The following is a 26,066-nucleotide window of genomic DNA, read 5'->3' on the forward strand; positions in this document are numbered from 1 at the left end:
AGGTCTTTCCCCCTCACAGAAGGGGCCCCTTTGATTATGAAAAATTCTGGCAGCATTCTCTCCTGATTGCTGGAATCTCAAAAATCCTCGCAAAAGCAAGTGGTTTTCATGAGTTGGGCAAAGTATATACGGTGAGTCTGATTCATAATATTGGAAAGATCGTTATTGGTCTCTTTATGCCTGATTCTCTTCTAAAGATCAATGCCTTAAAAAAGCAGAGAGGGCTTAGAAACAGCGAGGCGGAAAAAATAGTTTTAGGAATGGCCCATGCTGAGATAGGAGGAGATTTAGCGAAAAAATGGAGGCTGCCAGAGGATTTTATAAAGATCATTAAGTATCACAATCAGCCAGAGTTCTTAGATGGAGATCCTGACTTAATAAAACTCTGTCAATTAATAAATTGCTCTGCTAGGATTGTAAGAGATTACAACTTCCCAAACACGAAAGAGATGATTAAGACCCTAGATCAATTATGTGAAAGACTTGTGAGTGTAATAAAAGAAATGGTGAAGATAAAAGAAGTTGTAAAAAAAGAGGGGAAAATCATCGTTAAGGACTGGAAGACAAAAATACATAGTGAATTAGAAGAACTTTTCCAAACGGTTGAAGGAATCATTTCTGTCTTTATTTCTCGCAAATTAAATTAATCTTTTTATAGAGACATCCCTTACTCCAAAAAGGCTTCAACATATCTTCAGAAATCCCTGGCAATTTTTCTTTATGACCAATGACAAGAAAGCCGTTATCAGCTAAGCTATCATAAATCTTTTTCAATGCCTCCTCTTGGTATTTCAAAGTAAAATATGTAAAGACTGAGTTTCTACAAAAGATCATATCCATTTCTTTTATAGGGTCATCCAGGATAATATTATGAACAAAAAATTCAATATTATCCCTTGCGAATTGATTAATCATATACAAACCCTCTCGATTGATGAAATAGTGATTAACCATCTCAGGGGGAATCTCTTCTAGACTGCTCTTTCTGTACTCAGCCTTCTTTGCCTTATTGAGACATATCTCATTTACATCTGTTGCATAAATAATTAATTTATTATTCTTAGCTTTACCTATCTTCTTTAAAAACTCCTCCCATACTATTTTAATAGAATAGACCTCTTCACCACAAGAACATCCAACAGACCAAATCTTGTATTCCCCTTTATCTCTCTTTAACAATAGGGGGAAGACCTCTTCTTTAAGGTATTCGAATAGATCGGCATCTCTAAAAAGCCTGCTTATCGTAATCGTAAATATCTTATAAATTTCTCTCTTCTCTTTACTGCTCTTCTCCAATAACTCTTTGTATTCTTTAAAAGAATCGATCCCAAGATATTCTAATCTTTTGACCATTCTCCTCTTTATGCTCTTCTTTTTAAAATAACCTCTCTTAAGCCCAAGATGAGGAAGGGTTTCTTTCAAAAACTCTTCAAAGCTCATTGAGTTGTTCTGGATTCTTGTCATGCCTTTTTATATAAAAGCAAAATATTAAGTTTAATGTGTCTTTCCATTTAAATGATATGTCATTTTATGATGATTTTAGAACAGCTTTATTGGAATTACAAGACGAGTTCCGCACTTGTTTGAAAACTTATATTTCTGGCAAAAAGTTTTCAAATAGCTGATGAAATCTACAAAATCTTCCAACTTGACTTAAGCCCTTATTTTTGTTATAATTACAACAAATTAATCATTTTTTTATATTTGTAATCTATATGTCCATTAATCTTTTACCAGAATATCTAAGATATTGGCGTCTCATAAAACCCCCCTTTTCTCTTACTCCCGACCCCAATATGATCTATATGAGCAATCAACACAGGGGGTGCCTCATGCGCTTAAAGTATGCGGTAATATCTAATAAAGGGGGGGCCCTTCTTGTTTCAGAAAATGCAGGGGACGGAAAGACAAGCATCTTGTCTAAATTGATAAGCGAGTTAAAGAGCGACTACAAGGGAAACTGTAAAATCGCGTTTATAGACCATCCTACCTTTACACCAAACCAGATGATATGTGAAATAGCCAGGCAGTTTGGCATGGAAAGAGTATCTACGAATAAAACACTGACCCTCAATAAATTAAAAGAAAATTTAATGGAATTTTATTCAAAAGGGATAAAATGTATAGTAATGCTTGATGAGGGACAGATGCTTTGCCACAGGCCTGACCTTCTTCAAGAGTTAAGGATTTTATTAAATTTTTGTGTCTCCGACTCCTTTTTACTTACCTTTATCTTCTCTGGGCAAAAGCCACTAGAAGTAGCTATAAAGAATATGCCTGAATTCTGGCAGAGATTGCCTGTTAGGTTCTTATTGCAGAATCTGGACTTCGAAGATACCAAGAGACTCATCCGACATCGATTAAGTACTGCTGGAATAAGGGATAAGGAGATCTTTACAGAAACAGCTTATGAGGGGATTCATAAATTCTCGCAAGGTTGTCCGAGGGTCATCTGTACAGTTGCTGACCTCTCTTTGCTCATTGGCTATAGCCACTCATCAAATAAGATCGATTTTAAAGAGGTGTCTCAGGCATGCGCTGACATGAACAAATCTGACGGTGTGGTTCACTATTTCCATTTTTTAGAAAAACCAATTACGAAAAATGAGCTGAGAATCGAGAAAGAAGAGGAACCAGAAAAAAAGAGAGCAGCAGAAGAACAAAGAGAGAAAGAGGTAGTAAAAAAAGAGGAGGAGAGCTCTCCTGAGTGGCGAAAATTAAAATGCTCTTTATGTGGGGGGCTCAACCCGATCGATAGTAAAAGTTGCGTTCATTGTGGAGAAAACTTTGTAATTATCTGTTTAAAATGTAATAGAGAAAATGATTTTAAGAGAAAGACCTGTAGATATTGTGGATTAGAATTTGAAAAAGCCTTCTATACAAAAGAAAAAGAATTTTTAGAAGCCCTTGAGAAACTGCCTCTTAAAAGCAGTATAGAGGATCAATATAATATAACCAGGCGTTATTATCTCCCTCCTGATATCCAGATGTTATATGTCTTACCTTATAGAGGATTATTCGGTTCAAATTCGAAATTAAAAATAAAGAATAATGGAAGAAAGAAACCAGAAACCAAAAGGTGCGGTTTAATCATAAGTGACAAGGCTCTCTATCTCTTAAGAAAAAAAGAGATAATAGATATCCCTTATCAAGAGATAAAAACATGTAGATTAAATATTGATAAAAAAGGGGAGCGGGTAAAGAATTATGGGATTGATCTAAAAAGCGCTGATGAACAATATAGCCTCTCCCTTCCTTTTGAACGAAAAACAGCAATCTCTTTTTTGACTTTATTGAATAAATATATTAATACTAAAATAAGTTAACCAAATACGTCAATCTTGTTTCCTCCTTTTCATTAAACAAGATAAAAAATTCCATATAGATTTATTCAGAGATACATGCCTGAAAGAAACTTTATTAAAGATATTTCTATCCTCAGAAAAAAGCTCCTTAAATGGTACAGGAGTTCTCAGAGAAGTCTTCCATGGAGGGGTATAGCTGATCCTTACAAAATATGGATATCTGAAATCATGCTCCAGCAAACAACCGTTAAGACGGTTATCCCTTATTATCAAAGATGGATAAAAGCTTTCCCTGATATCAAAAATCTCTCCAAAGCCCCAATGGAAAAGGTTCTAAAGGCCTGGGAAGGCATGGGGTATTATGAAAGAGCAAGAAACATTCATAGATGTGCTAAGACCGTGGAAGAGAAGTTTAATGGAAAGCTTCCCTGCTCATATGAAGAGCTTCTTCGACTCCCCGGCATTGGCCCCTATACAGCAGGGGCTATTATGAGTATTGCCTTTGGAAAACGATTTTCTATTCTTGATGCAAATGTCAAGAGGCTTACTGTTCGTATCCTTTGCATAAGAGGCAAAATAAAGAATAGACAAGAAAAGAAGATTCAAAAATTTTTAGAAGAACTGCTTCCTCGCAAAAACGTTGGAACTTTTAACCAAGCTCTGATGGAGTTAGGGGCCTTGATCTGCCGCTCAAAAAAACCTCTATGCCCTATCTGCCCTCTTTCAGATTTCTGTCTTTCTTATAAAAAAGGACTCCAAGAAGCCATTCCCCTCTCTAAAGAACAGGACTATGAACAGCTTGAGGCAGTCCTTGCAGTTATCAAAAAAAACGGAAGGATACTCATAAAAAAAAGGGCCTCTTGTGGTCTTATGGCAGATCTCTGGGAATTTCCAATGGAGAAGAAAAAAGAGGGAGAAAAACATGGAGAGGCCCTCATGCGGGTGTTGAGAAGAGAATTAGGAATCAAAACTCAAAAGGTGAAATTTTTGGGTAAAGTGACTCACTCATACACTCGCTTTCGTGTATCTCTTTATGTCTATTTTTGCATGTTAAATAATAACAGGGTTTATAGGGAAGGTTCTTCACGAAAGGTCTGGGTCAGAAAAAGCGAACTGGCACGGTATCCCTTTACTTCAGGAAGTAATAAGGTTATAAAGCTAATTAAGGGTTAAAAGAAAAACTGCATATTCTAGCTTGTAAGGAAACATTTAAAAATCTATTTCTTCTAGCAACCTAAAAATCCTATTTAAAAAATCTTTACACTATTTCCTTGACTCATCTTGAAATTTCTCTAATAATTTTAAAAAATAGATGCAAAGGAGAAAATCTATGCGGAATAACATACAGAACATAGGGTTTGTCTCCACGCGCATTGCAGGCACAGACGGTGTTTCCCTGGAAATTAAAAAGTGGTGTGATATTCTGGAAAGGAACGGCTTTAAGTGCCATTTTTTTGCTGGAGAATTAGAAACACCTCCACAGAGAAGCTTCTTGGTTAGAAAGGCACATTTTGACCATCCAGAAATCGACGAGATCCAGCAAATCTGTTTTGAGAAACCGACTCGACCCAAGATCATTTCTAAAAAAATTCAGGATTTTAAAGAACATTTAAAATCAAAATTATACCAGTTTCAAAAAAGGTTTCATATTGATTTGATCATCCCTGAAAATTCCTTAGCTATCCCCATGCATATACCTCTCGGTATGGCGATTACCGAATTTATTGCTGAAACAGGAATGCCTGCTATTGCCCACCATCACGATCTCAGGTGGGAGAGAACCAGATTCTTAAACAGCTGTGTTGATGATTACCTCAGGATGTCTTTTCCTCCTGACCTTCCGTCTTTAAGTCACGTGGTCATCAACTCTCATGCCGCTCAACTCTTAAGCTATTCGGTTGGTATTTCTAATGTTATTATTCCAAATGTTTATAATTTTGCAGTACCACCATCCAAGATCGATGACTACGGAAGAAGGCTTCGCCAGAAAATAGGTTTAAAAGAAAATGATCCATTTATCCTCCAGCCAACACGAATTGTTTCGAGAAAATGGATTGAAAAATCAGTTGAATTGGTGTGGATGATAAAATTACCCCATCCTTCCTTGGTCATCTCTCATGCCTCAGGGGACGAAGGGGATGACTATGCCATCCATATCTATAAACATGCTAAACGGATGGGTGTAAAGATTATAGCCATAGGCCATATGATTAATCATAAGAGAAAAAAAGATAAAAAGGGAAATCATCTTTTTTCCATAGGTGATGTTTATAAAAATGCAGATATTGTCTTTTACCCTTCAGGCTACGAAGGTTTTGGTAATGCATTCCTCGAGGCAATCTATTTTAAAAAACCGATTGTGCTCAACCGTTATTCCACTTATATTTCCGATATTGAGCCAAAAGGCTTTGATGTCATCGTATTTGATACCCTTGCAACAGAAGAAACCGTTAGAAAAATAAAAAAATTGCTCAAGAATCCCAAGAAGGTTAAAGAGATGACTGAGAGGAATTACCTCTTGGCTAAAAAACATTTCTCTTATGAAGTCCTAGAAAAAAAACTATTACCAATAATTAATTCATTCTAAAAATATTAATATAAAAAATCTGGTTATGGAAAGATTCAATATTGCTCTACTTCACTACTCCTATCCCCCTGTTGTTGGAGGTGTAGAAGAAGTCATACGGCAACAGGCTGATCTTCTTTATCGCAATTACCACCATGTGAAGGTCTTGGCTGGTGCAGGTGAGCAGTCCACAGATAAATTTCCCATAGAAATCAATCCTATCCTGAGCTCGAGAGACACAAGAGTCCAAAATGCTCATAAAAATTGTTTAAACGGGAATATGGAACCCCTCATCAAATTAAAGGATAAGATTTATAATTATTTGTGCTCCTCCCTGAAAAATTTTGATGGAATTATTGCCCATAATGTCATATCAATGAATTTTAACCTTGCTCTTACCATGGCAATGCACCATCTTGCTGAAACCCATTCTATTAAGGTTATCAGCTGGAACCACGACTCACCATATTTTTATAAAAACTATCCTTCTTATCTTGATAATGAGCCCTGGAAAATTTTAAAGACCTTTAATCCAAAATTTCATTACATAGCGATATCTCATGCTCGAAAAAATCGATTTCAAAGACTACTCAATATAAAGGCTGAAATATCAGTGATTCCTAATGGCATCGATCCCTTTGACTTTTTCAAATTACATCAAGCCACAGTGGAGATTATTAAAGAAAATTCTCTCTTTAGTGCTGATCTCATTTTTGTTCAGCCATCGCGTCTCATTCCAAGGAAAAATATTGAATTAAGTATCAGGGTCTTAAGGGCTATTCATGATAAGGGAATCAATGCCAAACTCATTTTAACAGGTGCTCATGACCCTCATGGACCAATAGAAAAAAGTTATTATTCTGACCTGAAGAATCTTGCACGGAGTTTAAAGGTTGAAAAAGACCTGATAGTACTTGAGAACTATTCCCTTAAAACTTCCAAAAAAATAAAACCGGATCCGATATTTATCCGTGATTTTTATCTGCTTGGAGACGTGTTATTGATGCCCAGCCTTGATGAGGGATTCGGGTTACCTTTATTGGAGGCAGGAATGATAAAATTACCTGTTATCTGCAGTAATATAAAGCCCTTTATCGAAATTGGCAGTGATAATGTCTGTTCTTTTAATCTAGACGATCCCCCTGAAAAGATTGCTAACCAAGCCCTAAATTTTTTAGAAAAGATACCCACGCATAAGATGTATCGCAAAGTAATAAAAAATTATGTCTGGGACATAATATATGAATCTCACATTTATCCTCTATTAACTAAGACTTGCAGGGAAAAGAAAGATAATATAAACAGAGAAAACCTTTAAGGCTGTTTTTGCTTTCGAATAGATTTAATGAATGTAGAGGATGGTTATGGCAAAAATAAACCATATCACAATTTTGGTGAAGGATATCGAGAGGAGCAAGAAATTCTACAGGGAGGTCCTTGGTCTTAAGCCTACGTTTGAAATAGATATTTCAGGTAATCAGTTTTCAAGGGTTACAGGAATCGAAGGTGTAAAGATTAAGTTTGCAGCTTTGAAGTCATCTTCTTCTCCTGTGATTTTAGAGCTGGCACAGTTTACCGACCCGAAAAAGGAGATTAAAAATAATGATTTCAGGCACTTTGCCTTCGAGGTTGATGATGTTGACAGGATATATAAAAGGCTTGTAAAGAAGAAAGTGGAGGTGATCTCAGAGCCGGTGACAATTTCTGATTTTCATCCCAAGGTAGATGGAAAAAGATTTTTTTATTTTAGGGACCCTGATAAAAATCTTATAGAGCTCTTTAATAAAAGCGATACTCTTTATTCTTCCTGAAGACCTATTTAGGATTTTCAATCCGAGCCTTAAGAATCACTACTGATTGTCCTTTTCTACAGCATCTATGAGAAGATCGAAGAAGTTGGGAACAGCAGAAATAGCCCTGTTCCAATCTGGTATGGGAGGTACTCCTAAGGGATCGTCGAGAAAATCCTGAATACCAATTCCTAAGGCCTTCATAAAAGTCTCCACAGCCAGTTTTTCCTCATGCCTGTCATAAAATAGTCCATTGATATTAGCATCATCTTCATATTTTTTGATGGTATCCTCTGCAATTTTTATATAGGTACAGTTGAGACTGTTAAAAAAACTCTTGGGGAAAATTATCCCTTCGTTCGAAAGGATTCGAAGAAGAGTTCGCGTAATGTCAATGCTCATTTTAAACATTCCTGTTGTCGGGCTGTCTGCAGAGAGAGGCCTGTGTCTGTGCTCATAGTTTTCCAGAAGGTCTACCTGACATATCCTGTTTAAAGAACTTCTTCTATATACTCCTGCTAAAAGACCTATCTCTAATCCCCAGTCCCCTGAAACCCTATTGATTCTAGTCAGGTCAGCAACGATTGAAAATTCACCAGATAAGGGATATCGGAAGCTCTCGAGATAACGTAAAAAAGGGGGTTGGCCTATAAGCCTTTTCAGAGACTTTATCAGAGGAAATACAAACAGCCTTGTAACCCTGCCGTGGAGCCTATCCGTTACCCTGCTATAATAACCCTTGCAAAACTTATAATCCATAACTGGATTGGTGAGGGGGTAACAAAGCCTGTGTAAAAGCTCTCTCGAATAAGTAAGGATATCGCAATCATGGAGGGCAATAATCTCACACTCGCCCAATGCCAATATATATCCATAAGCCATCCATGTAGATCTTCCCTTGCCATCAGCCCCTGCGCTGATACCATTATTTTCTAATAGTCGGTAGAGTTTTTGAATTCTTGCACCAGTATTCCATATCAATTTCGAATCAATGGGAAAATCTCTAAATATATCCTTTGCTTTTCTAAAGGCTTTTCTGTCTGTTTGCCCCAACGTTACAACAATCTGCCTTAGATATCTTACCCTTCTTAATTCCTTTAATATTATTCTCAGAGCCTCCTCTTTTATATCCTGGGGAACAACAGGCAAAACCAGAGCAATTGGTCTTCCTTTGGAGAACTGATATATTTCCTCTTCCAAATTATTTAAATTAGAGCTTCCAAACCTATGAAGAGTTGTTATAGAACCATCTTGATAAATATCAGGCATATCTTATCCTCATTGTTATTGAAAAGAATATACCCTTAAAGTCCATGATACAAGGATTTTTTAGAGAAGAAAATGGATAGGTTGTTTAAAGAAAATTTTTATTCGATTTTCTATATACCCAAGTAAGCCTCACGGATCTCAGTTGATTTCTTAATATCTTCTGGATTCCCTTCGGCTTTAATCATGCCCTCATGCATGATATAAACATAGTCTGCTGCTTTTAGGGAAGCATCAGTATTTTGCTCTACGAGGAGGACAGTTAAACCGATTTCGTCTCTCATTTTTTGTATCGTCTCAAATACCTCAAGAACCAGCAAGGGGGCAAGGCCTTGACTCGGTTCATCAAGCATTATTAATTCGGGTTTCGTCATTAAAGCCCGACCTATGGTCAACATCTGTTGTTCACCACCGCTCAGGGATCCGGCTAACTGTTTACTTCTTTCCTTAAGAATCGGAAACAGAGAATATACAAGCTCCAAAGACTTCTTTTTGTATTCAAGCGCTTTTTTTAAGTACGCGCCCATAGCAAGATTTTCGTATACACTCATGTTAGGGAAGAGATGCTTTCCTTCAGGAACCAATGCCATACCCATTTCAGCCTTTTTATGAGTGGGTAAATGAGTAATGTCTTCTCCTTCATAAATAATTGTACCCCCCCATGGCTCGACAGAGCCAAAAACAGTGGAGAGAAGAGTACTCTTGCCGACTCCATTGGGTCCAAGGAGTGAAGTAATCGTTCCTTTTTTTACCTGAAGGCTTGGCTTCCATAAAACCTGCATGGGACCATAACCTGATTCGATCTCTTTGATGGTTAGCATTATTCCTCCCGCTGCCAGTACTTTATCCACCTTCTGGCATCCTGTGGCTGACCTAAGTATACCTCCACAACCTTTGGGTCTTCCAAAGCTTCTTTTGTTGGGGCATCAACCAATTTGGCGCCTTGATGCAATACAACTACCTTTTTCGCAATCCCTATTACTGCCCGCATAATATGCTCAACCATGGCAACGATGGCTATCTTCTCTTCTTCTGCTATTTTTTTAATAAACCCAACCATTTCATCAATGTCATTTGGATGCATTCCGGCCATGGCTTCATCCATAAGGAGGATTCTGGGCTTCATTGCCAATGCCCGACCAATCTCCATCAGCTTTTTTTCTACGGGGGTTAAAGTACCTGCTGGCTTATCCCTGTGCTCCTTAATACCAACGCGTTCTATTATATAGTCAGCTATATCCAAAGACTCATCAACGCTTACTTTTCCACTGAGGGTGCCGAACATTGCCCCAACTGCTATATTTTCTCTTACCGTAGCTGAGTGAAAAGGTCGAGAAATTTGAAATGTTCGTCCAATTCCCAGTTGTGCCCTTTTATATGGCGGAAGGGTTGTGATATCCTGTCCATCGAAAATGACTTTTCCTTCTTCTGGATAGAAAACCCCACTGATAATATTAAAGAGAGTGGTCTTCCCGCTACCGTTTGGACCCACTATTCCGATTGACTCGCCAGATTTGATTTCCAGACTCACCCTATCCACTGCGACCAAACCACCAAAGCGTTTTGTTACATTCTCAAGCTTTAATAAAGACATATTTTCACCTAGATAATAAACCGTGCCAGAGCTGAATCTTTAACCTTTAACTTCAACATCCCAACCACTCCCTCTGGGAATAAGATAATAATGATAATAATAATAGGGGCAAAAATCAACAGCTGAAATCCTGGCAAGATAATAGAAAGATAATATTTAGAGAGGCCATAGATTAATCCTCCAGCTACAGGTCCAAGAAGAGTTCCGGCTCCACCAAGGAGAACAATAATAATGGCCTCTACCGTATAATGAATCTCAAAAACTTCAGGCGGGAACACATAAGGGGTTTTTAAGGCCCATGAGACGGCTCCAAGCAAACCTGCGAAACAAGCGCTTGTGATAAAAGCAATGATTTTATATTTGGTTACATTGATCCCCATCACCTTTGCAGCATCTTCATCTTCTCTTAAGGCTGTTAAAGCATAGCCAATCTTGCTTCTCATATAATAGAGCGTTACAAATGCAGCCAATGCAGCGATAATAAGAACCATGATATCAGCCCAGAAAGTAGAAAGGGCACTGGCAGCTTCTCTTCCAAGAATCTGGTTTAGTTGAGCATTAAATATCATGCCCTCAGAACCATTCCATATCCTTGTTCCTTCTATGAAAAACCTGAACCCCTCATTCACCCCGATGGTGGCAATGGCAAAGTAGGCACCTCTAAGCCTGAGAGCCACTGCTCCCACAGCTATAGATAACATGGTGGACATTAACAATGATAGGATGAAACCTATTATGATAATGACTACTCCAAGTCCTTCGATATGGGCCAGCCTCGTTATTCCCAATGCCATTCCATAGGTGCCAACACCCATAAAAGCGACATAACCAAAATCCACATAACCGGTCATGCCAAGGAAGATATTAAAGGCCTGTCCGAGAGCACAATAAAAAGCGAGCATGCCCATTAGCTGCCACATCCCCGTCACGTTTTTACCAATCAAAAACATGGCAAGGTATGCTGCAAATACGGGTATTATAGGATTATATTTTTTAAGCTCATTTCTCATTTTGCTTTCAAAAGTCCAGTTGGTCTAATTAAAAGTATGACTAGTAGAATAACGAATGATAAAAACCTGGTCAGGGCGAACGGTTCCACCCCTGGAATTAAGGCAAATAGCGTGTAGGAACCATTCTCAATGAGTCCAAATATCAATCCTCCAAAGAATGCGCCATAGGGAGATGATAGTCCTCCTAACACAGCAATCACAAAAGCCTTCAGGGTATATCCTCCTCCCATATAGGGATTAATACCAACAGGGATAAACATGGTGAGAAGAACACCACTTACAACAGTGAGTCCAATCCCCAGAGCAAAGCTCAAGGCATAGACCCATCCAACATTTACACCACAAACTCTCGCGCCTTCACTGTCCTCAACAACGCTTCTCATGGCAGTACCTGCCCTGGTTTTTTTGAACCAAAAGTAAAGGAGAAGGGCAATGATCACACTGCCAATACAGGCATAGAGTTTTGTCATCGGAAGAACAGTAACACCTAAGTTTATCTTGCCCACAGGCCAATTATAACCTCGAAATTCAGAACCAAAGATGAGCTTCACAACCTCCTCAAGCAAGATTCCCATAGAAAAGGTGGCCAATAAAGTAGCAAGCTCTGGTGCCTTGATTAACTTCTGGATGATTGAATAATAGAAAATAAGTCCCAAGGCCATGCCGGTAATAAAGGCGAAGGGAAGAGCAAGGATTGGATTTATTCCAAGGGTATTGAACAGCCAGAGTGTTATGAATGCGCCGCTCATAATAAAAGCGCCGTGCCCAACATTAACAACCTTAAGAACACCGAAAATGAGGCTAAGACCCATGGTGGCCATACCATATATTGCACCCAGCACAAGGCCCTGGATGAGATTTCCGCTTAACTGTTCTAATATCATCCTAAAATTTCCTAATAATGATTATTCCTTTTAGCTTTAGAGAGTTTCGCACACAAGAAAACTCCCCACTAAGCCAACCTGGCTTAGTGGGGAATCATTTTGCCAAGTTGATGTATTCTCAAAGAGATTATCCCTCGTTTTTGATCTTAACTTATCTACTTTCTCGGAACTGCCACCTTTCCTTTTGCTTTTTCGGCAAAAGTAGGCATAGGATAAGCAATTCTTCCAGTCTGGGCTTCTTCAGGCCATACAATAACTCTTTTCCCCATTTGCCACTGCACATCCACCATGGAATGGCCGACCTGCATCCCCATATCATCAACATCCCAGCCTCCATAGAAGGACATAAACTTTAGTTTTCCAAGGGCAGCCCTTACTTTATCTGAATTAACGGAATTAGCCTTCTCAACTGCTAATACATATGCTAAGACCTGAGCTCCGGCTTCTGCAGCATGGTAATCCGGAATAATTTCTTTCCCTAAACCCTTCTTGAAAAGACTTACAAATTCATCCTGGCTTGGCCCAATCCATGGCAGCCCTACCTTTTTAGCCTCCTTCTCTGAAAACTTTACACCATATTCCCAGTGCGAGGGGCCCATGACACCTTCTGCCATATTCGTTAAAGCCTCATAAAAGGCTGGAAGGGTTGCGGCCGCTATCAGAGACAGGGCCTTTGCATTTATGTCCAGATCTGCCATCTGTCGATTAAAAAGCTGGCCATCCTCAAAGTGTCCACCACCTAAGACGAAGTCAGGCTTGGAGGCTTTCAGGGCAGAAAGGAGAGGGGTTAAATCTGTAACCCCTTTTGGATAGGTGCGCTTAAAAACAATTTTAAAACCGAGCTTTTTAGCATGTTCTTCTGCGCCCTCCATAACCATTTTCGCAAACTCAGAGTCCTCATAAGCTAAGGCAACTCTCTTAGCCTTCGGATCAATCTTTTTAATCATATTAAGGGTGCCCTCGTGGTACCTCGAGGCCGGTCCGATTGTTTGGACAATGTACCTAAACCCCTGTCGAAAAATCTTGTTGTTGGCACCACCATGATCCATGTAAAGCATTTTATGACTTTCAGCAACAGGAGCTCCACGAAGAGTGAGGCCTGAGCTATATGGAGCGAAAACAACATCTACTTTATTAACTGTGATCAGACGTCCGATTAGGCTTGTTACAGCTTCTTTTTTGGATTCACAGTCATAATACTTGTACTCAAGAGGAACTTTCTTTCCGGCTATTTTCACACCACCATAAACATTATTTACCCAATCAATACAAGCCTTGATTCCCCCAAGTGCCTGTTCTCCTGCCTTTGCATACTTTCCTGAAAGAGCTGCTGAATGACCGATCAGGATATTGTCTTTAGCTTTTACCTCAGCAAGAGAAAGACCAGACAGAAGGAAAGCAAAAACGGCAAAAATTACAAACAGAACTTTAAAAGTTGACTGTTTCATAAAGTGCCTCCCTTTTTAAGGTTTTTTCCGATTTATCCCTCTTAAGCTTCCAATCTAAATCTTACTATCAAATACAATAAAATAAGAATCAACAACCAAAAGAATTAAAATTCCAAAATTCATCTCATTTTTTTATTCCTAAACGAAAATGAAGCTTAGAGGGAAAACCTAAAAAAACTTCACCTCCTTTCCTTTGTTCTTTTCTAAATGAAATTATCAAAAAATAATAAATATTCTTTTAAAAAAATATAAAAAGTCTATCAAAAATTAATAAGATTGCAACTAAAAAAGTCTAATTTTTTAAAAAATTTTTCTCTTTTTAGGTGATATTTTTAAATAATTCATTTAAAATCAATGATAAAGAATTATCCATATCAAAAAAATTTGTATATTTTATATGGTATAAAATATAAAATACTCTAAAAAAACGGTTTGCACAATCTCCTTGATTTAATAAGAAAAATGCCTTATTTTTAAAAATTAGGAGGTTTTTCTCCAATGTAAATTTAAATATAAACTTTTAGGAGAATCGAAATGCCAGAGTTTAGGCAAAACATAGCTACCAAAGAATGGGTTATCATAGCGCCAGAGAGGGCCAAGAGGCCAGAGGACTTTAAAAAGAAAAAGGTTGCTAAAGAATTTCCTGAATACGATAAAAACTGCCCTTTTTGTATTGGCAACGAGGATAAGACACCCCCATCCGTATATTCCATAAAAAAGAATGGGAAATGGAACTTAAGGGTTGTGCCGAATAAGTTTGCTGCCCTAAAGAGCGATCTCTCCCCAAAAAGAAAAAGGGAGGGAAAATCTAAGAGATACCTTACGATAGATGGTTTCGGATTAGCGGAGGTTGTGATAGAGACTTCTGTCCATAATAAAACCATTGCCACCATGAATTATTCAGAAGTAAGGAATGTTATAAAGGCTTATAAGCAGAGATACATAGAAATATCTAAAAACGAGGATATCAGACTGATAACCATCTTCAGAAATCACGGAGCTATGGCTGGCACATCTCTTGAACATCCTCATTCGCAGATCATTGCTACACCTGTAGTTCCACCACACGTAAGGGATCAGATATTTCAGGCAAGGGTTGCTTGTGATACATTTGGCACATGCATCTATTGTGATATGATAAAACAAGAGTTGTCAGAAAAGAAAAGGATTATTGTAGAGACTGACCATTTTGTTGCCTTTTCTCCCTATGCAGCCAGATCCCCTTTTGAAACGAGGATAATACCAAAAAGACATGACTGTTCTTTTGATGCGATTACAGAAAAAGAGATAGATAATTTTTCTAAGGTCTTGAGGGACACCCTGAGAAAGATCTATCTTACGCTTGATAACCCTGATTATAACTATATCATTCGTTCCTCACCAACAGATGAAAGAAATACCAAACACTATCACTGGTATGCTGTGATTATTCCTAAACTGACAACCCCAGCGGGATTTGAGATAGGTACAGGTATATATATTAATGTGACCCCTCCTGAGGAATCAGCCCGGTTTTTAAGACAAGCAAAAATTTAAATAAAAAAGTTTACTAACCTATGCTGACCAGCTCAAGCCTCTCTTTCCATTTCTGTTTCAGGGACTCTTTTAAAAATTTAAGAGAGGGATCTTTAAGAAAGGGGTCCTTTGCTATTAATTCAAAGGCCTCTTTTCTCGCCTCTTCCAGTATCTTGTGGTCTCGTATGATATTAGCATAAATGAGCTCTGGAAGCCCTGATTGTCTTGTTCCAAAAAACTCCCCTGGCCCCCTTATCTCTAAATCTTTCTCAGCTATAATGAATCCATCTGTGGTTTCTCTAATCGTTTTAAGCCTCCTCTTCCCCTCTTCGGTTACAGGAAATTTTATCATAAGGATACAGTAAGACTGATAAGGACCTCGTCCCACTCTTCCCCTCATCTGATGAAGCTGCGAAAGGCCGAATCGTTCAGCATGTTCAATGATCATAACCGATGCATTTGATATGTCCATCCCAACTTCTACAACGGTGGTTGAAACAAGGATATCGATTTCTCTTTCCTTGAATTTTTTCATGATTTCTTCTTTTTCCTCACTCTTCATTCGCCCATGGAGAAGACCTATTTTAAAGTCAGGGAAAATTTCCTCTTTGAGGTGAGAAGCCATCTCTGTTGCTGCCTTTAAATCAGAATTCTCAGATTCTTCAACTAAGGGAAAGACAATATAGGCCTGTCTCCCTTTTTCTATCTCCTGTCTTATAAAGGTATAGACTTCTCTCCTCTTATTATCATAAAAGCCCTTTGTTATAACATTGAGACGGTTTTGAGGCATTTCATCGATTATCGATATATCTAGATCACCATAGACTGTCAGGGCTAGGGTTCGGGGTATAGGGGTTGCGGTCATGACTAAAACGTCTGGATTATAACCCTTTTTCTTCAAAGAGGCCCTCTGCATGACTCCAAATTTGTGCTGTTCATCAACAACAACCAAACCGAGTTTTTTAAACCTAACATCTTCCTGAATCAGGGCGTGGGTGCCAATGATAATATCTTTTTTACCATTGAAAATCTCTTCCAAAATCTCTTTCCTTTTCTTTCCTTTCACCCCACTGGTCAACAAGGCAGCTTCTATTCCCAATCTTTTGGAAATTGTTTTTATATTGAAATAGTGCTGTTCTGCTAATATCTCTGTAGGAACCATAATAGCCCCTTGATAACCATTTTCTATTGCTCTTAACATGGCCATGAGAGCCACAACGGTCTTTCCGCACCCTACATCTCCTTGAAGAAGTCTGTTCATGGGATAGGGTCTTTTCATATCTTCATAGATCTCTTTTAATACCTTTTCTTGTGAGGGAGTGAGTTCAAAAGGGAGGATAGATTTTAACCTGTTTGTTAAGGTATTTTTAGACTCATAAGAAATCCCTCTTTTCTCATTTAATATATCCCGCTTCTTCAACGCAAGCCCCAGTTCTAAAAGGAAAAGTTCATTAAATATAATTCTTTGGTGAGCACTCGTTTTTCCATTATTTAAAAGAGAGATATCCGATTCTTGAGAAGGAAAGTGAATCTCCCTTAATGCCTTATCCAAAGGGATTAGACTTCTACTTTTTATTATATAATCAGGAAGGATCTCTGGGTAGAGATGGGCATAGGAATCAACAACAATTTTCATCACAGAGCGTATTGTCTTTTGATAAAATCCCTCTGTTAAAGGATAAATGGGAACGATCCTTCCAAGATGCACCAACTCAGGAGTCTCAGAGTCAAGGATTTCAATATCAGGATGGCGAACTTCCAGACCAAACCCATCATAATTGTCTAATAAAACCTGGCCGCTGACGATAATTCTCTGTCCTTTTTTATATCGATTAGAAAGATATCTTTCATTAAAATTAAACCATTTGAGCATGAGATGACCTGTATCGTCTCCAACAACAATCTTGAAAATTTTTCTTCTTGTTCTGGTAAGGGAAATATCTTTGACCAAGATCTTGGCTACAAATGTTTGTAGCTCTCCTGCCTTAAGTTCAGATATATTTTTTAAGTGGGCTCTGTCTTCATATCTTCTGGGTAAAAAAAACAGGGCATCATTGATGGTCTCAATATTTAGCTTTTTAAAAAACAATGCTCTTTTAGGACCAACCCCTTTAATATATTGAATCGATTTTTGAAAAATAGATAATGTAGGAGTTGAGCCGAGATTCTCAATCATCTTGAACCTGTTGATATCTGCTTTATAATATCTGAATTATGAAAAGCCTGGGAGCTATCCTTCAGCCAAAAAATCTCAATTTTTGAACTGTGCGGATTTGAAAGTTTTATTCTTCTTTAAATAAAGCATTGAGGTCTTCTAATAGACTCTTACAATCGGCCCCCTGCAGACTTGCTGCATCCTCAATGGTGTCAGAATTGGAAATCAAGCATCCTAAACAATCCATATTATGTTTTTTAAAAACATTGATAACATCAGGATGAGACCTTAAGGCTTCATCAATTGACATATCTTTTTTAAACTTCATATTCGCTCCATTTTAAAAAAAGCTTGATTTAAGATTTGATTTGTGTTAAAAATTTCTCCTTTTAAAGGAGGTGTTTAACATTGTCAAGAAAATGTGATATCTGTGGTAAGGAACCTCAATTTGGTCATAAAATTAGCCATGCCCATAATGTAACAAAGAGAAAATGGTATCCAAATATTCAAAATATAAGAATTATTGTTAATGGCCAGCCTAAAAAGGCAAAAGTATGTACCCAGTGTATTAAGTCAGGAAAAATTCAAAAAGCATCTTAAGCGTCTCTGTTCTAACTTTTAGCCTTCCTTCTCTGTAAAAAGTAATGCTCTTTGACCCTATCTACGCTGTGTACTGATTTAATCCTACTTATATTTTTAATGACCCTTTGAAGCTGTGCGAGATCAAAAATATCTATCAAAAAGTATATATACGCCTTTTTTCCTTCTGCTGGCTGAATGTTAGCTTGATTTATATTAACATCACATTCAGATATGGCAGAACTCACCTTTGCCAGAACACCTGGGATGTCATCGGCATAAACAGAGATTTTTACTGAGTGAGGTATCTTCTTCTTAACGTCCCAAACAACTCCTATTTTTCTCTCAAGACCATAATTCAGACCAGCAACTGTTGGACAATCTGCCGTATGAACTGTCACCCCTCTTCCCCTTGTGATATAACCAATAATCTTATCTCCGGGCACTGGATTACAACATTTTGCATAGCGAATAAGGATATCCTCAACACCATTAATCTTAACAGCCCCCTCTCCCTTTCTTTTGGTAAACCTATCTACAATTTTATGTAACTCTGATTTTTCTTTCTTTTTCCATTCTTCTAAGGTCTTCTCTGGAATGAGTTTTGTTATGATCTGATTTACAGAGATTTTTCCAAAACCTATTTCTGCTAATAGGTCTTCGATTTTTTGAAATCTCAATTTCTCTACCAGTTCCTTGAATTCATCTGACTTTAATATCTTTGAAGGTTTGGTCTCGTATTTTTGTAACTCTTTTTCAAGAATTTCTCTGCCTAGAACAATGCTTCTTTCTTTCTGTTCTTTCTTTATCCATGCTCTTATCTTAGTTTTTGCCCGGGATGTTTTCACAAATCTCAGCCAGTCTCTGCTTGGGACATGGTTCGGGGATGTTAAAATTTCTATTATATCTCCATTTTTTAATTTGTATTTTAAAGGGACAATCTTTCCGTTGACCTTAGCACCAACACATTGATTTCCCAAGTCTGTATGGATTTGGTAGGCAAAATCTACAGGACTAGCGCCTTCTGACAAGCTCTTCACCTCTCCTTTAGGTGTAAAGACATAAACCTCGTCAGGGAAGAGGTCGACCTTAACGGTTTCCATAAACTCCTTTGGATCTTTTAGATCCTGCTGCCATTCTAAGAGCTGTCTTAGCCAGAAGAATTTCTCATCATACTTCTCATCTTTTTCTTTTCCTTCTTTATAGCGCCAGTGAGCTGCAATACCATATTCTGCTATCTTGTGCATATCCTCGGTTCTAATCTGAAATTCAACTCTTTGTCCCTGAGGACCTATAATAGTAGTATGGAGGGATTGATACATATTTGCCTTTGGCATGGCTATATAATCTTTAAACCTTCCAGGAACAGGTTTCCATAATGAGTGGATAACTCCTAATATAGAATAACAGTTTCTTATGGAATCTGTGGTTATCCTTAGAGCCATCAAGTCATAAACCTGATCAAAAGGAATATCCTGATTCTGCATCTTTTTATATACACTGAAGATACTCTTCGTCCTTCCTATAGTATTATGACAAATATCAGTCTCCTTTAACTCCTTTTGAACAATATCTTTAACCTTATTTATATATTCCTCCCTCTGCTGGATTATTTCATCAATATTTTCTTTGATTTCCATATAGCTCTTTGGATTTAAATAGTTAAAAGAAACGTCTTCTAGCTCCCCTCTTATCCAGCCAATCCCAAGCCTATTAGCCAAAGGAGCATATATATCCATGGTTTCTCTTGAAGTCCTTAACTGTTTGTCCACTGGAATGAATTGTAATGTTTGCATATTATTGAGCCTGTCAGCCAGTTTTATCAAGAGAACCCTGATGTCTTTAGCCATAGCAATCAGCATCTTTCTAAAATTCTCTGCCTGTTTTTCTTCGCGGCTCGAAAATTTCATCTTCCCCATTTTTGTTACGCCATCAACAAGCGACACCATCTCATCTCCAAAAAGGATTTTTATCTCTTCTAAAGTTGTGTAACCGTCTTCCACGGTATCATGTAATAACCCTGCTGCAATCGTTATTGAATCCATCTTTAATTTTGCGAGAATTCCAGCGACCTCTAAAGGATGAGATATGTAGGGTTCACCTGAAAGCCTGGTTTGTCCCCTGTGAACCTTTGCAGAATAGATATATGCCCTTTCGATAACATCAAGGTCTGCATCTGGATTGTATGATAAAACCCAATCCCTTATATCTTCTATTCTAACCATTGCCTTTATCTTCTTAATTAAGAATATATTGAATGAAAAGTTTTAACCTTAAATGTTTAATCATTAATAAAAGATTAGTCATTAATCATGCTTTCTCTCATTCATTGTTTTGCTGTTTGTTTTTTGGGGTTACATCTATTTCATCAAGGCTATGGTATGATTTTTTAAAATTGACTATCATCTCGGCAAGATTCTTCCCTATACCTGTAAGACCCCCTAAACCAAAGACGAGGAGAATAATAAACAATAAAATTATTAATTCCAAAAGCCCCAATCCAAACATTCTAAAATCCCTCTTTCCTCAGGTTATCTTTTAATGCAGGCTTTGGGATGAAGAACATATCTTGAATCCTTTTTATTTTTATAAAAAATATTATTACTTTTTCTTTTTGTGTCGAGAACTATTCCTTAATTTCTTGTGTTTATGTTTTCTCATCTTAGCTCTCCTTTTCTTTACAACGCTCCCCAATTTAATCACCCCTTTTCATTAATATTTAAATCTATAATATATAGCATATCCAAAATAAGAAGTAAAGTAATCCATTAGAATAAAACCTTTAAAGTTTGTTTGGAAGCGAAAGCAGGGTAGTCCTTAAAAAATAACTTTTATTTCTTGTTTTTGAGTTGGCTCTTTACCTAATTGACTGCCATTTTAGAGGCTAGTTTTATAGCATTTATGAGGCTTTTAGGATTGGCTTTATCTTTTCCTACAATATCAAAGGCAGTTCCGTGACCTACTGAAGTTCTTACAATGGGAAGTCCAACAGTAACATTAACTCCTTCATCAAAAGAGGTTGTCTTGATTGCTATATGTCCCTGATCATGATACATCGCCACAACCAGATCATATTCACCTCTCATAGCTCTGTTAAAGATAACATCAGGAGATACCGGACCAGCAACATTGATTCCTTTTTCTCTGGCCACATTAACAGCAGGGATAATCTCTTTTAACTCTTCATCTCCAAAAATACCACTTTCTCCTGCATGTGGATTTAAACCGGCGACACCAATCCGTGGATTTTTAATACCCAGATCCTGCATGGAATTATATCCCAGATATATTGTTCGTAAAATCCTCTCTTTTTTTATTAACTTACAGGCATCTACCATTGATACATGAAGGGTGACATGAATGACCTTTATATCATCTGTTACCAGCATCATAGCAAAGTCTTTAATACCAGTTTTTTCTGCAAATATTTCTGTATGACCCTGATACTTGTACCCAGCTAAATTTATGGCCTCTTTGCTAATTGGAGCAGTAACCACTGCATCAACATCTTTCTGGATAGCAAATTCAATCGCCTTTTCCACATACCTGACAGAAGCTCCCCCTCCTTCCTTGCTTATCTCTCCCTGTTTTATATTGTCCAATTGTAAATCCTCAATATCTAAAACATTGATTTTGCTAAAGTTAAAATCAGAATCCCTTAATTCTTTTATAGAATTGAAAAAGACCTCGTCCCTTATCTTCAGGCTCTTTCGAACATTCTCTAATACAGAAAGGCTACCTATTACCAGGGGATGAGAAACTTCGTATATAACCGGTGTGTGAAGAGCCTTTATAATAACCTCAGGCCCTATCCCCGCGGGATCACCCATTGTTATTGAAATGATAGGTTTTTTGTTTTTCTCCTTGTACACGCTTGACGATCCTCTAGTTAAGGTCATGGCCTCTTATTTTTATGAGACCCTCTTTGATATTTTGAATACTTCCCTGATATTCTTAATTGATGGTAAAAAAAAGAATATCTTTTGTCAACTTCTAAATGTTTTACTTTTAATATATCAAATCGTGTGTTAAAATTACTTAACAATAGCTTTCACAGGAGTAATTTAAAAATGGTGGGTTATCCTAAAGAAGTTGAGTTTATATCTGGGAAAAGGGCTGTTTTGAGAACGGTTGAAATCACGGATAAAGATAAAATTGAGGAGTTTCTTCTTCAGTTTCCTCCAAAAGAGAAAATTTTTATAAATGAGGCCATAGAAGAATCTAAAACCCTTGAAAACTGGATAAAAGAATCAAAAAATAACATTTTTACTCCTCTTATTGCTGAATTTAAAGAAAAGATAATAGGAATGGTTTCCTCCTGTAAAGCCAAAAATGCTCCTTCAATAAATTTTAAGAACATGATATTACTTATAGATAACGAGTTTAAATCATCTCGTCTCGGTTCTATTCTTTCAAGGGAATTGTTCAGTGAAGTCTTGCTAAAAAGGAAAAAGATGAAAAAGCAAGGCCTTTAATCATCTGCTTTAAAATTTTTTTATCATGAGAGCTCTTTTATATACTTCGACAGAATCCTTCTTAACTCCTTAAATTCCTTATACTTCTTTAGATTTGTATCGACATATAGGAGAGTGTTGTCAATATATGGTAGATATCTATCATTATTCTTGCAAACCTTTTGATACGAAAAGGTTCCTACGGCTTTAAGGTTTCTTTGAATAGACATATAATCAAAGAGCCTTAAAAATTCATCTCTATCAATCCTTATCTTTTCAATCCTTTCCTTTTCTCTGATATAATAATCGATAAGCTCTTCTCTTACTTTATCTTCCAAAACAAGATAAGAATCCCTTAAAAGGGATGCCAGGTCATATTGACAGAGACCCATTCTTGCATCTTGAAAGTCTACAATACCTAGCTTATCATTCTTAACCATTATATTTCTGCCATGATAATCTCTGTGGGTGAATACCTTCTTCTCCTTTGTTAGTATGTTGATAATATTGAGGAAGTTATTTCGAATCTTTTCCCTATCTTCTTTCTTTATCCTTTTTTGCAATAGCCCTTCTATCATGTGTGTCATAAAAAAATCTAACTCCCACATAAGTTTTTCCACATCAAATTCCAAGGAGTATGCAACACACTCTTTTCTGTCTGTTTTATCTCCACTTACCTGCATTTTTAAAAGGAGATCAATAGCTCTCTTATAAAACTTGACCTTTACACTCTTCTTCTCTCTTTTCAACCTCTCTTCCAAGGTCATGGGTCCCAGGTCTTCTAAAAAAATCAATCCTCTCTTTCTGTCATAATAAAAGACATCCGGAACAGGTATTCTACATTTTTTAAGATACCTCTGGATATTCAAGAACGGGGGTTCCCCTGATTGATAGGGTTCTTTTAACTTAATGACAATAACAGACCTTTGTATTTCATCCTTTACTCCAGCGCTACCAAATAATATCCTGTAATATCTCCTGTCAGAGGCATCCCCGAGAAGAGGAGTTATAGTTATATCTTTTACATTCTTATCATGAATCTTATTAATTGTGTCTAAGATATAGCGAGGATCAATCTCAAGGTAAGAATCTGCTTTCATTTCTTAAAGATTTATCCTAAAACATTTCTGAACAAAATCCCTTGTTTGGGACAAGACCTCGTCATAATCTCCATAGTTCCTAAGTTCCAACATAAAGGGGCCATCATATTCTTCATAAAAAAGGGTATCCCTTACACTTTTCCATTTGATTTTGCCTTGAAAAGGAGATAGGTGAGAATCCTCAGTGCCATCATTATCAGAAGCATGGATAGAAAAGATATGCCCTGAGGCTTTTTTTATTGCCTTGACTGGATCTTCTGAAACATTTGCATGTCCCAAATCGAGACACATACCCAAAGACTTTGAATGATATTTTTTTACAATATCAAGAATTTTCAGAGTTGTAGAATATTGATTAGGGGCATTCTCAAGGGCTATCTTTATATTACTTTTCATAGAATAATCCATCAACTCTTCAATGCTGTTATACAGCGCCTTTGGAATACCATCGCCCTCAGCTTCCCTGTTCACCTTCAGTCCGCAATGGATAGCTATTACGTCTGTCTCAAAAACTCTCATTACATCCATTACTTCTTTTATCTCTTTCATGATCTTCTTTCTCTCTTTTTCTTCTTTTGAAGAGATTGAGAGCCACTTCCTCTCTTTTGCGTCTTTAACATGCAAATAAAAAGGAGCGTGCAAAGAGATTGCTCTGATACCCTCTTTATCTAAAAAATCTTTTAGCATAGAGACCGCTGAATTTTTCTTATAATCAAAGTGGGGTCTCATGCCCCATATCTCGATAAATCGAAAACCGTATTCCTTGATCTTTCTAATCCATAAGGGACAGAGCGTCTCATGGACAAAAAGATGTGTGGAAAGTCCAATTCTCATCTCAATCTCCTTTAAATAAAAAATATATATAACCAGATTCGCCAGAATAGTTAATCACATATCTTAAACTATTATAAGAAATAATATATCAAAGATTAGAATATATAAAAGGAATAAAAAGATATAATCATCTAATAATATTACTCGTTGATAGGATACAGTTGGATTTTATTATCTTTTTTTATTGCTATCTTCTCTTTTATTTTTGATTCCTTTTCTACCTTCATATCTAAACCGATAATCGAATTTGATATCTCTGCATTTTCAGAGACATAAACATTCTCCCAAACCACACTTTCTCTTATTACTACACCCTGATCTAAAATAGAATTTTTCCCCAGCACAACAGACGGCCCGATATCGCACCCCTCTTTAATGACAGAGGGCTCATCTATAATCACAGGGGGGATGATATTAATATCCTTGTTTGTGAATTTATTAACAAGATTTAAAGAAATCCCTCTAGCCTCTGCCATTCTCTCAAAAGACGGATATTTATTTTGCAGCATATCATGATTGACTTCTAAATATCTTCTGTGCGTTCCCATATCCATCCAGTAATTCATTGTTAAATAGCCAAAAACAGGATATCCTCTCGATATCAATCCAGGATATATCTCCTCAGAAATACTACATGGCCTTACAGGAGGAAGTTCATCAAAGATCTCCTGTTCAAATATCTGAATACCGGTAAACATCATATTTTTTAGACTTTTAAAGGCTGAGGTTCCTTTATTTAAAAATCTTTTCACCCGGTTTTCTGAATCAATTCCAATGATCCCATACTTTTCTACATTCTTATCCTCTCTTAAGACCATTGTAACCAATGCCCCTTTTTTCTTATGAAACTCAAGTACTTCGTTTAAGTCAATATCAATGACAATGTCGCTATTTACTACAATAAATGTACCCCCTTTTAAAAATTTTTCGGCTCGTTTAATACCTCCCGCGGTACCCAAGAGTATCTCTTCATGAGAAAATTGAATATCTATCCCAGCCAAAGCTCTATTTTGAAAGTAATCTATCAAATCTTTTGTTTTGTAATGTGTGTTGACAATAATCTCTTTTATCCCATTGTTTTTAAGTAGATTAATTGAATATTCTATTGAGGGTATGTTTGCAACAGGGATTAAGGGTTTGGGTAGTATGTGGGTTAAAGGAAACATTCTTTCCCCTAATCCCGCGGCCAATATCATGCCTTTCATCCTGATCCACCTTCTATATAATATGATTCATTTAATGCATCTATATCAGATTAGGGGTTCGCAGTCAATAAAGACTTGACATTTCTCAATACAGGAAATAATAATCCCTATAGACAGGAGAATATGATGATTATAGAGAAAATCACTGTTGGAAGCTTTTCTGCGAATTGCTATATTGTAGGATGTGAGAAAACTAAGGAAGGAATTATCATAGATCCTGGAGATGAGGTTGAAAAGATACTAGAATTAATAAACAAAAATGGTCTTGATATAAAAATGATTCTCAATACCCATGCACATATTGACCATTCTTTAGGGATACAGGGTCTTAAAGAAAAGCTGGGAGTGAATTTTTGCATGC

The 26,066-nt window shown here is 37.0% G+C and carries 26 protein-coding genes; 10 read left to right on the forward strand and 16 right to left on the reverse strand.

Features of this window, described 5'->3' with window-relative positions:
• Positions 1 to 647: HDOD domain-containing protein (locus VMW81_05035; protein ID HUU50302.1), on the forward strand; the 647-nt coding region annotated here is incomplete at its 5' end.
• Here the strand turns inward: VMW81_05035 and VMW81_05040 are convergent.
• Positions 625 to 1,464: a protein-glutamate O-methyltransferase CheR gene (locus tag VMW81_05040; protein HUU50303.1), complete on the reverse strand. Its 840-nt coding sequence runs from the start codon at positions 1,462 to 1,464 to the stop codon at positions 625 to 627. The two genes, VMW81_05035 and VMW81_05040, sit on opposite strands and share 23 nt — an antisense overlap.
• Positions 1,465 to 1,832: 368 nt before the next feature.
• Between VMW81_05040 and VMW81_05045 the strand changes: the two genes are divergently transcribed.
• The 5 genes from VMW81_05045 to VMW81_05065 all read left to right on the forward strand — a co-directional run bounded on the left by VMW81_05045 (position 1,833) and on the right by VMW81_05065 (position 7,682).
• The gene (locus VMW81_05045) at positions 1,833 to 3,326 is read left to right on the forward strand and encodes an AAA family ATPase (GenBank protein HUU50304.1); all 1,494 of its coding nucleotides are present in this window, start codon (positions 1,833 to 1,835) and stop codon (positions 3,324 to 3,326) included.
• Positions 3,327 to 3,401: 75 nt separating this feature from the next.
• Positions 3,402 to 4,478: an A/G-specific adenine glycosylase gene (mutY, locus tag VMW81_05050; protein HUU50305.1), complete on the forward strand. Its 1,077-nt coding sequence runs from the start codon at positions 3,402 to 3,404 to the stop codon at positions 4,476 to 4,478.
• Positions 4,479 to 4,635: 157 nt separating this feature from the next.
• Positions 4,636 to 5,892 (forward strand): glycosyltransferase family 4 protein, encoded by a 1,257-nt coding sequence (locus VMW81_05055; GenBank protein HUU50306.1) that lies wholly within the window; start codon positions 4,636 to 4,638, stop codon positions 5,890 to 5,892.
• A 25-nt stretch (positions 5,893 to 5,917) separates the two neighbouring features.
• Positions 5,918 to 7,189 (forward strand): glycosyltransferase family 4 protein, encoded by a 1,272-nt coding sequence (locus VMW81_05060; GenBank protein HUU50307.1) that lies wholly within the window; start codon positions 5,918 to 5,920, stop codon positions 7,187 to 7,189.
• A 46-nt stretch (positions 7,190 to 7,235) separates the two neighbouring features.
• Positions 7,236 to 7,682 carry a VOC family protein gene (locus VMW81_05065; protein HUU50308.1) on the forward strand — a complete coding sequence of 149 codons (447 nt, stop codon included), beginning with the start codon at positions 7,236 to 7,238 and terminating at the stop codon, positions 7,680 to 7,682.
• Between the two features lie 39 nt (positions 7,683 to 7,721).
• Here the strand turns inward: VMW81_05065 and VMW81_05070 are convergent, their stop codons facing one another.
• The 6 genes from VMW81_05070 to VMW81_05095 form a co-directional block, all read right to left on the reverse strand.
• Positions 7,722 to 8,930, reverse strand: a complete 1,209-nt coding sequence (locus VMW81_05070; GenBank protein HUU50309.1) for a glycosyl transferase — start codon at positions 8,928 to 8,930, stop codon at positions 7,722 to 7,724.
• A gap of 110 nt (positions 8,931 to 9,040) precedes the next feature.
• A complete protein-coding gene (locus VMW81_05075) occupies positions 9,041 to 9,778 on the reverse strand; it encodes an ABC transporter ATP-binding protein (GenBank protein HUU50310.1) in 738 nt (245 codons plus the stop codon).
• Positions 9,748 to 10,521 carry an ABC transporter ATP-binding protein gene (locus VMW81_05080; protein HUU50311.1) on the reverse strand — a complete coding sequence of 258 codons (774 nt, stop codon included), beginning with the start codon at positions 10,519 to 10,521 and terminating at the stop codon, positions 9,748 to 9,750. Before VMW81_05080 ends, VMW81_05075 begins: the two co-directional genes overlap by 31 nt.
• Positions 10,522 to 10,529: 8 nt before the next feature.
• The gene (locus VMW81_05085) at positions 10,530 to 11,531 is read right to left on the reverse strand and encodes a branched-chain amino acid ABC transporter permease (GenBank protein HUU50312.1); all 1,002 of its coding nucleotides are present in this window, start codon (positions 11,529 to 11,531) and stop codon (positions 10,530 to 10,532) included.
• Positions 11,528 to 12,415 carry a branched-chain amino acid ABC transporter permease gene (locus tag VMW81_05090; GenBank protein HUU50313.1) on the reverse strand — a complete coding sequence of 296 codons (888 nt, stop codon included), beginning with the start codon at positions 12,413 to 12,415 and terminating at the stop codon, positions 11,528 to 11,530. Before VMW81_05090 ends, VMW81_05085 begins: the two co-directional genes overlap by 4 nt.
• A gap of 155 nt (positions 12,416 to 12,570) precedes the next feature.
• Positions 12,571 to 13,863 (reverse strand): amino acid ABC transporter substrate-binding protein, encoded by a 1,293-nt coding sequence (locus VMW81_05095; protein HUU50314.1) that lies wholly within the window; start codon positions 13,861 to 13,863, stop codon positions 12,571 to 12,573.
• 528 nt (positions 13,864 to 14,391) lie between these two features.
• Here VMW81_05095 and galT point away from each other — a divergent pair.
• Positions 14,392 to 15,399, forward strand: coding sequence for a galactose-1-phosphate uridylyltransferase (gene galT, locus VMW81_05100; protein ID HUU50315.1), 1,008 nt, complete (start codon positions 14,392 to 14,394; stop codon positions 15,397 to 15,399).
• A 13-nt stretch (positions 15,400 to 15,412) separates the two neighbouring features.
• On the opposite strand, the gene recG is transcribed toward galT, so the two are convergent.
• Both recG and VMW81_05110 read right to left on the reverse strand, forming a co-directional pair.
• On the reverse strand, positions 15,413 to 17,554 hold the full coding sequence (gene recG, locus VMW81_05105; protein HUU50316.1) for an ATP-dependent DNA helicase RecG: 2,142 nt from the start codon (positions 17,552 to 17,554) through the stop codon (positions 15,413 to 15,415).
• Positions 17,555 to 17,660: 106 nt separating this feature from the next.
• Positions 17,661 to 17,861, reverse strand: coding sequence for a DUF1858 domain-containing protein (locus VMW81_05110; protein HUU50317.1), 201 nt, complete (start codon positions 17,859 to 17,861; stop codon positions 17,661 to 17,663).
• Positions 17,862 to 17,941: 80 nt separating this feature from the next.
• On the opposite strand from VMW81_05110, the gene rpmB reads away from it, so the two are divergent.
• Positions 17,942 to 18,133 (forward strand): 50S ribosomal protein L28, encoded by a 192-nt coding sequence (gene rpmB / locus VMW81_05115; GenBank protein HUU50318.1) that lies wholly within the window; start codon positions 17,942 to 17,944, stop codon positions 18,131 to 18,133.
• Positions 18,134 to 18,144: 11 nt separating this feature from the next.
• On the opposite strand, the gene VMW81_05120 is transcribed toward rpmB, so the two are convergent.
• From VMW81_05120 to pdxA, 4 genes are all read right to left on the reverse strand, one after another.
• A complete protein-coding gene (locus VMW81_05120; protein HUU50319.1) occupies positions 18,145 to 20,337 on the reverse strand; it encodes a bifunctional (p)ppGpp synthetase/guanosine-3',5'-bis(diphosphate) 3'-pyrophosphohydrolase in 2,193 nt (730 codons plus the stop codon).
• Positions 20,338 to 20,434: 97 nt separating this feature from the next.
• Positions 20,435 to 20,620, reverse strand: a complete 186-nt coding sequence (locus VMW81_05125; protein ID HUU50320.1) for a twin-arginine translocase TatA/TatE family subunit — start codon at positions 20,618 to 20,620, stop codon at positions 20,435 to 20,437.
• A 93-nt stretch (positions 20,621 to 20,713) separates the two neighbouring features.
• Positions 20,714 to 20,806: an AURKAIP1/COX24 domain-containing protein gene (locus tag VMW81_05130; protein HUU50321.1), complete on the reverse strand. Its 93-nt coding sequence runs from the start codon at positions 20,804 to 20,806 to the stop codon at positions 20,714 to 20,716.
• Between the two features lie 167 nt (positions 20,807 to 20,973).
• On the reverse strand, positions 20,974 to 22,011 hold the full coding sequence (gene pdxA / locus VMW81_05135; protein HUU50322.1) for a 4-hydroxythreonine-4-phosphate dehydrogenase PdxA: 1,038 nt from the start codon (positions 22,009 to 22,011) through the stop codon (positions 20,974 to 20,976).
• 171 nt (positions 22,012 to 22,182) lie between these two features.
• Between pdxA and VMW81_05140 the strand changes: the two genes are divergently transcribed.
• Positions 22,183 to 22,587 (forward strand): hypothetical protein, encoded by a 405-nt coding sequence (locus tag VMW81_05140; protein HUU50323.1) that lies wholly within the window; start codon positions 22,183 to 22,185, stop codon positions 22,585 to 22,587.
• 23 nt (positions 22,588 to 22,610) lie between these two features.
• On the opposite strand, the gene VMW81_05145 is transcribed toward VMW81_05140, so the two are convergent.
• The 3 genes from VMW81_05145 to VMW81_05155 form a co-directional block, all read right to left on the reverse strand.
• The gene (locus VMW81_05145) at positions 22,611 to 23,666 is read right to left on the reverse strand and encodes a phosphotransferase (GenBank protein ID HUU50324.1); all 1,056 of its coding nucleotides are present in this window, start codon (positions 23,664 to 23,666) and stop codon (positions 22,611 to 22,613) included.
• A gap of 3 nt (positions 23,667 to 23,669) precedes the next feature.
• Entirely contained in the window at positions 23,670 to 24,500 is an 831-nt protein-coding gene (locus VMW81_05150) for a sugar phosphate isomerase/epimerase family protein (GenBank protein ID HUU50325.1), read from the reverse strand.
• A gap of 140 nt (positions 24,501 to 24,640) precedes the next feature.
• Entirely contained in the window at positions 24,641 to 25,705 is a 1,065-nt protein-coding gene (locus tag VMW81_05155; protein HUU50326.1) for an NDP-sugar synthase, read from the reverse strand.
• Between the two features lie 123 nt (positions 25,706 to 25,828).
• Between VMW81_05155 and VMW81_05160 the strand changes: the two genes are divergently transcribed.
• The coding region (locus VMW81_05160; GenBank protein HUU50327.1) for an MBL fold metallo-hydrolase at positions 25,829 to 26,066 on the forward strand (238 nt) is incomplete at its 3' end.

It is taken from the genome of Nitrospinota bacterium, from assembly GCA_035528715.1.
Classification (GTDB): domain Bacteria; phylum JADFOP01; class JADFOP01; order DATKYB01; family DATKYB01; genus DATKYB01.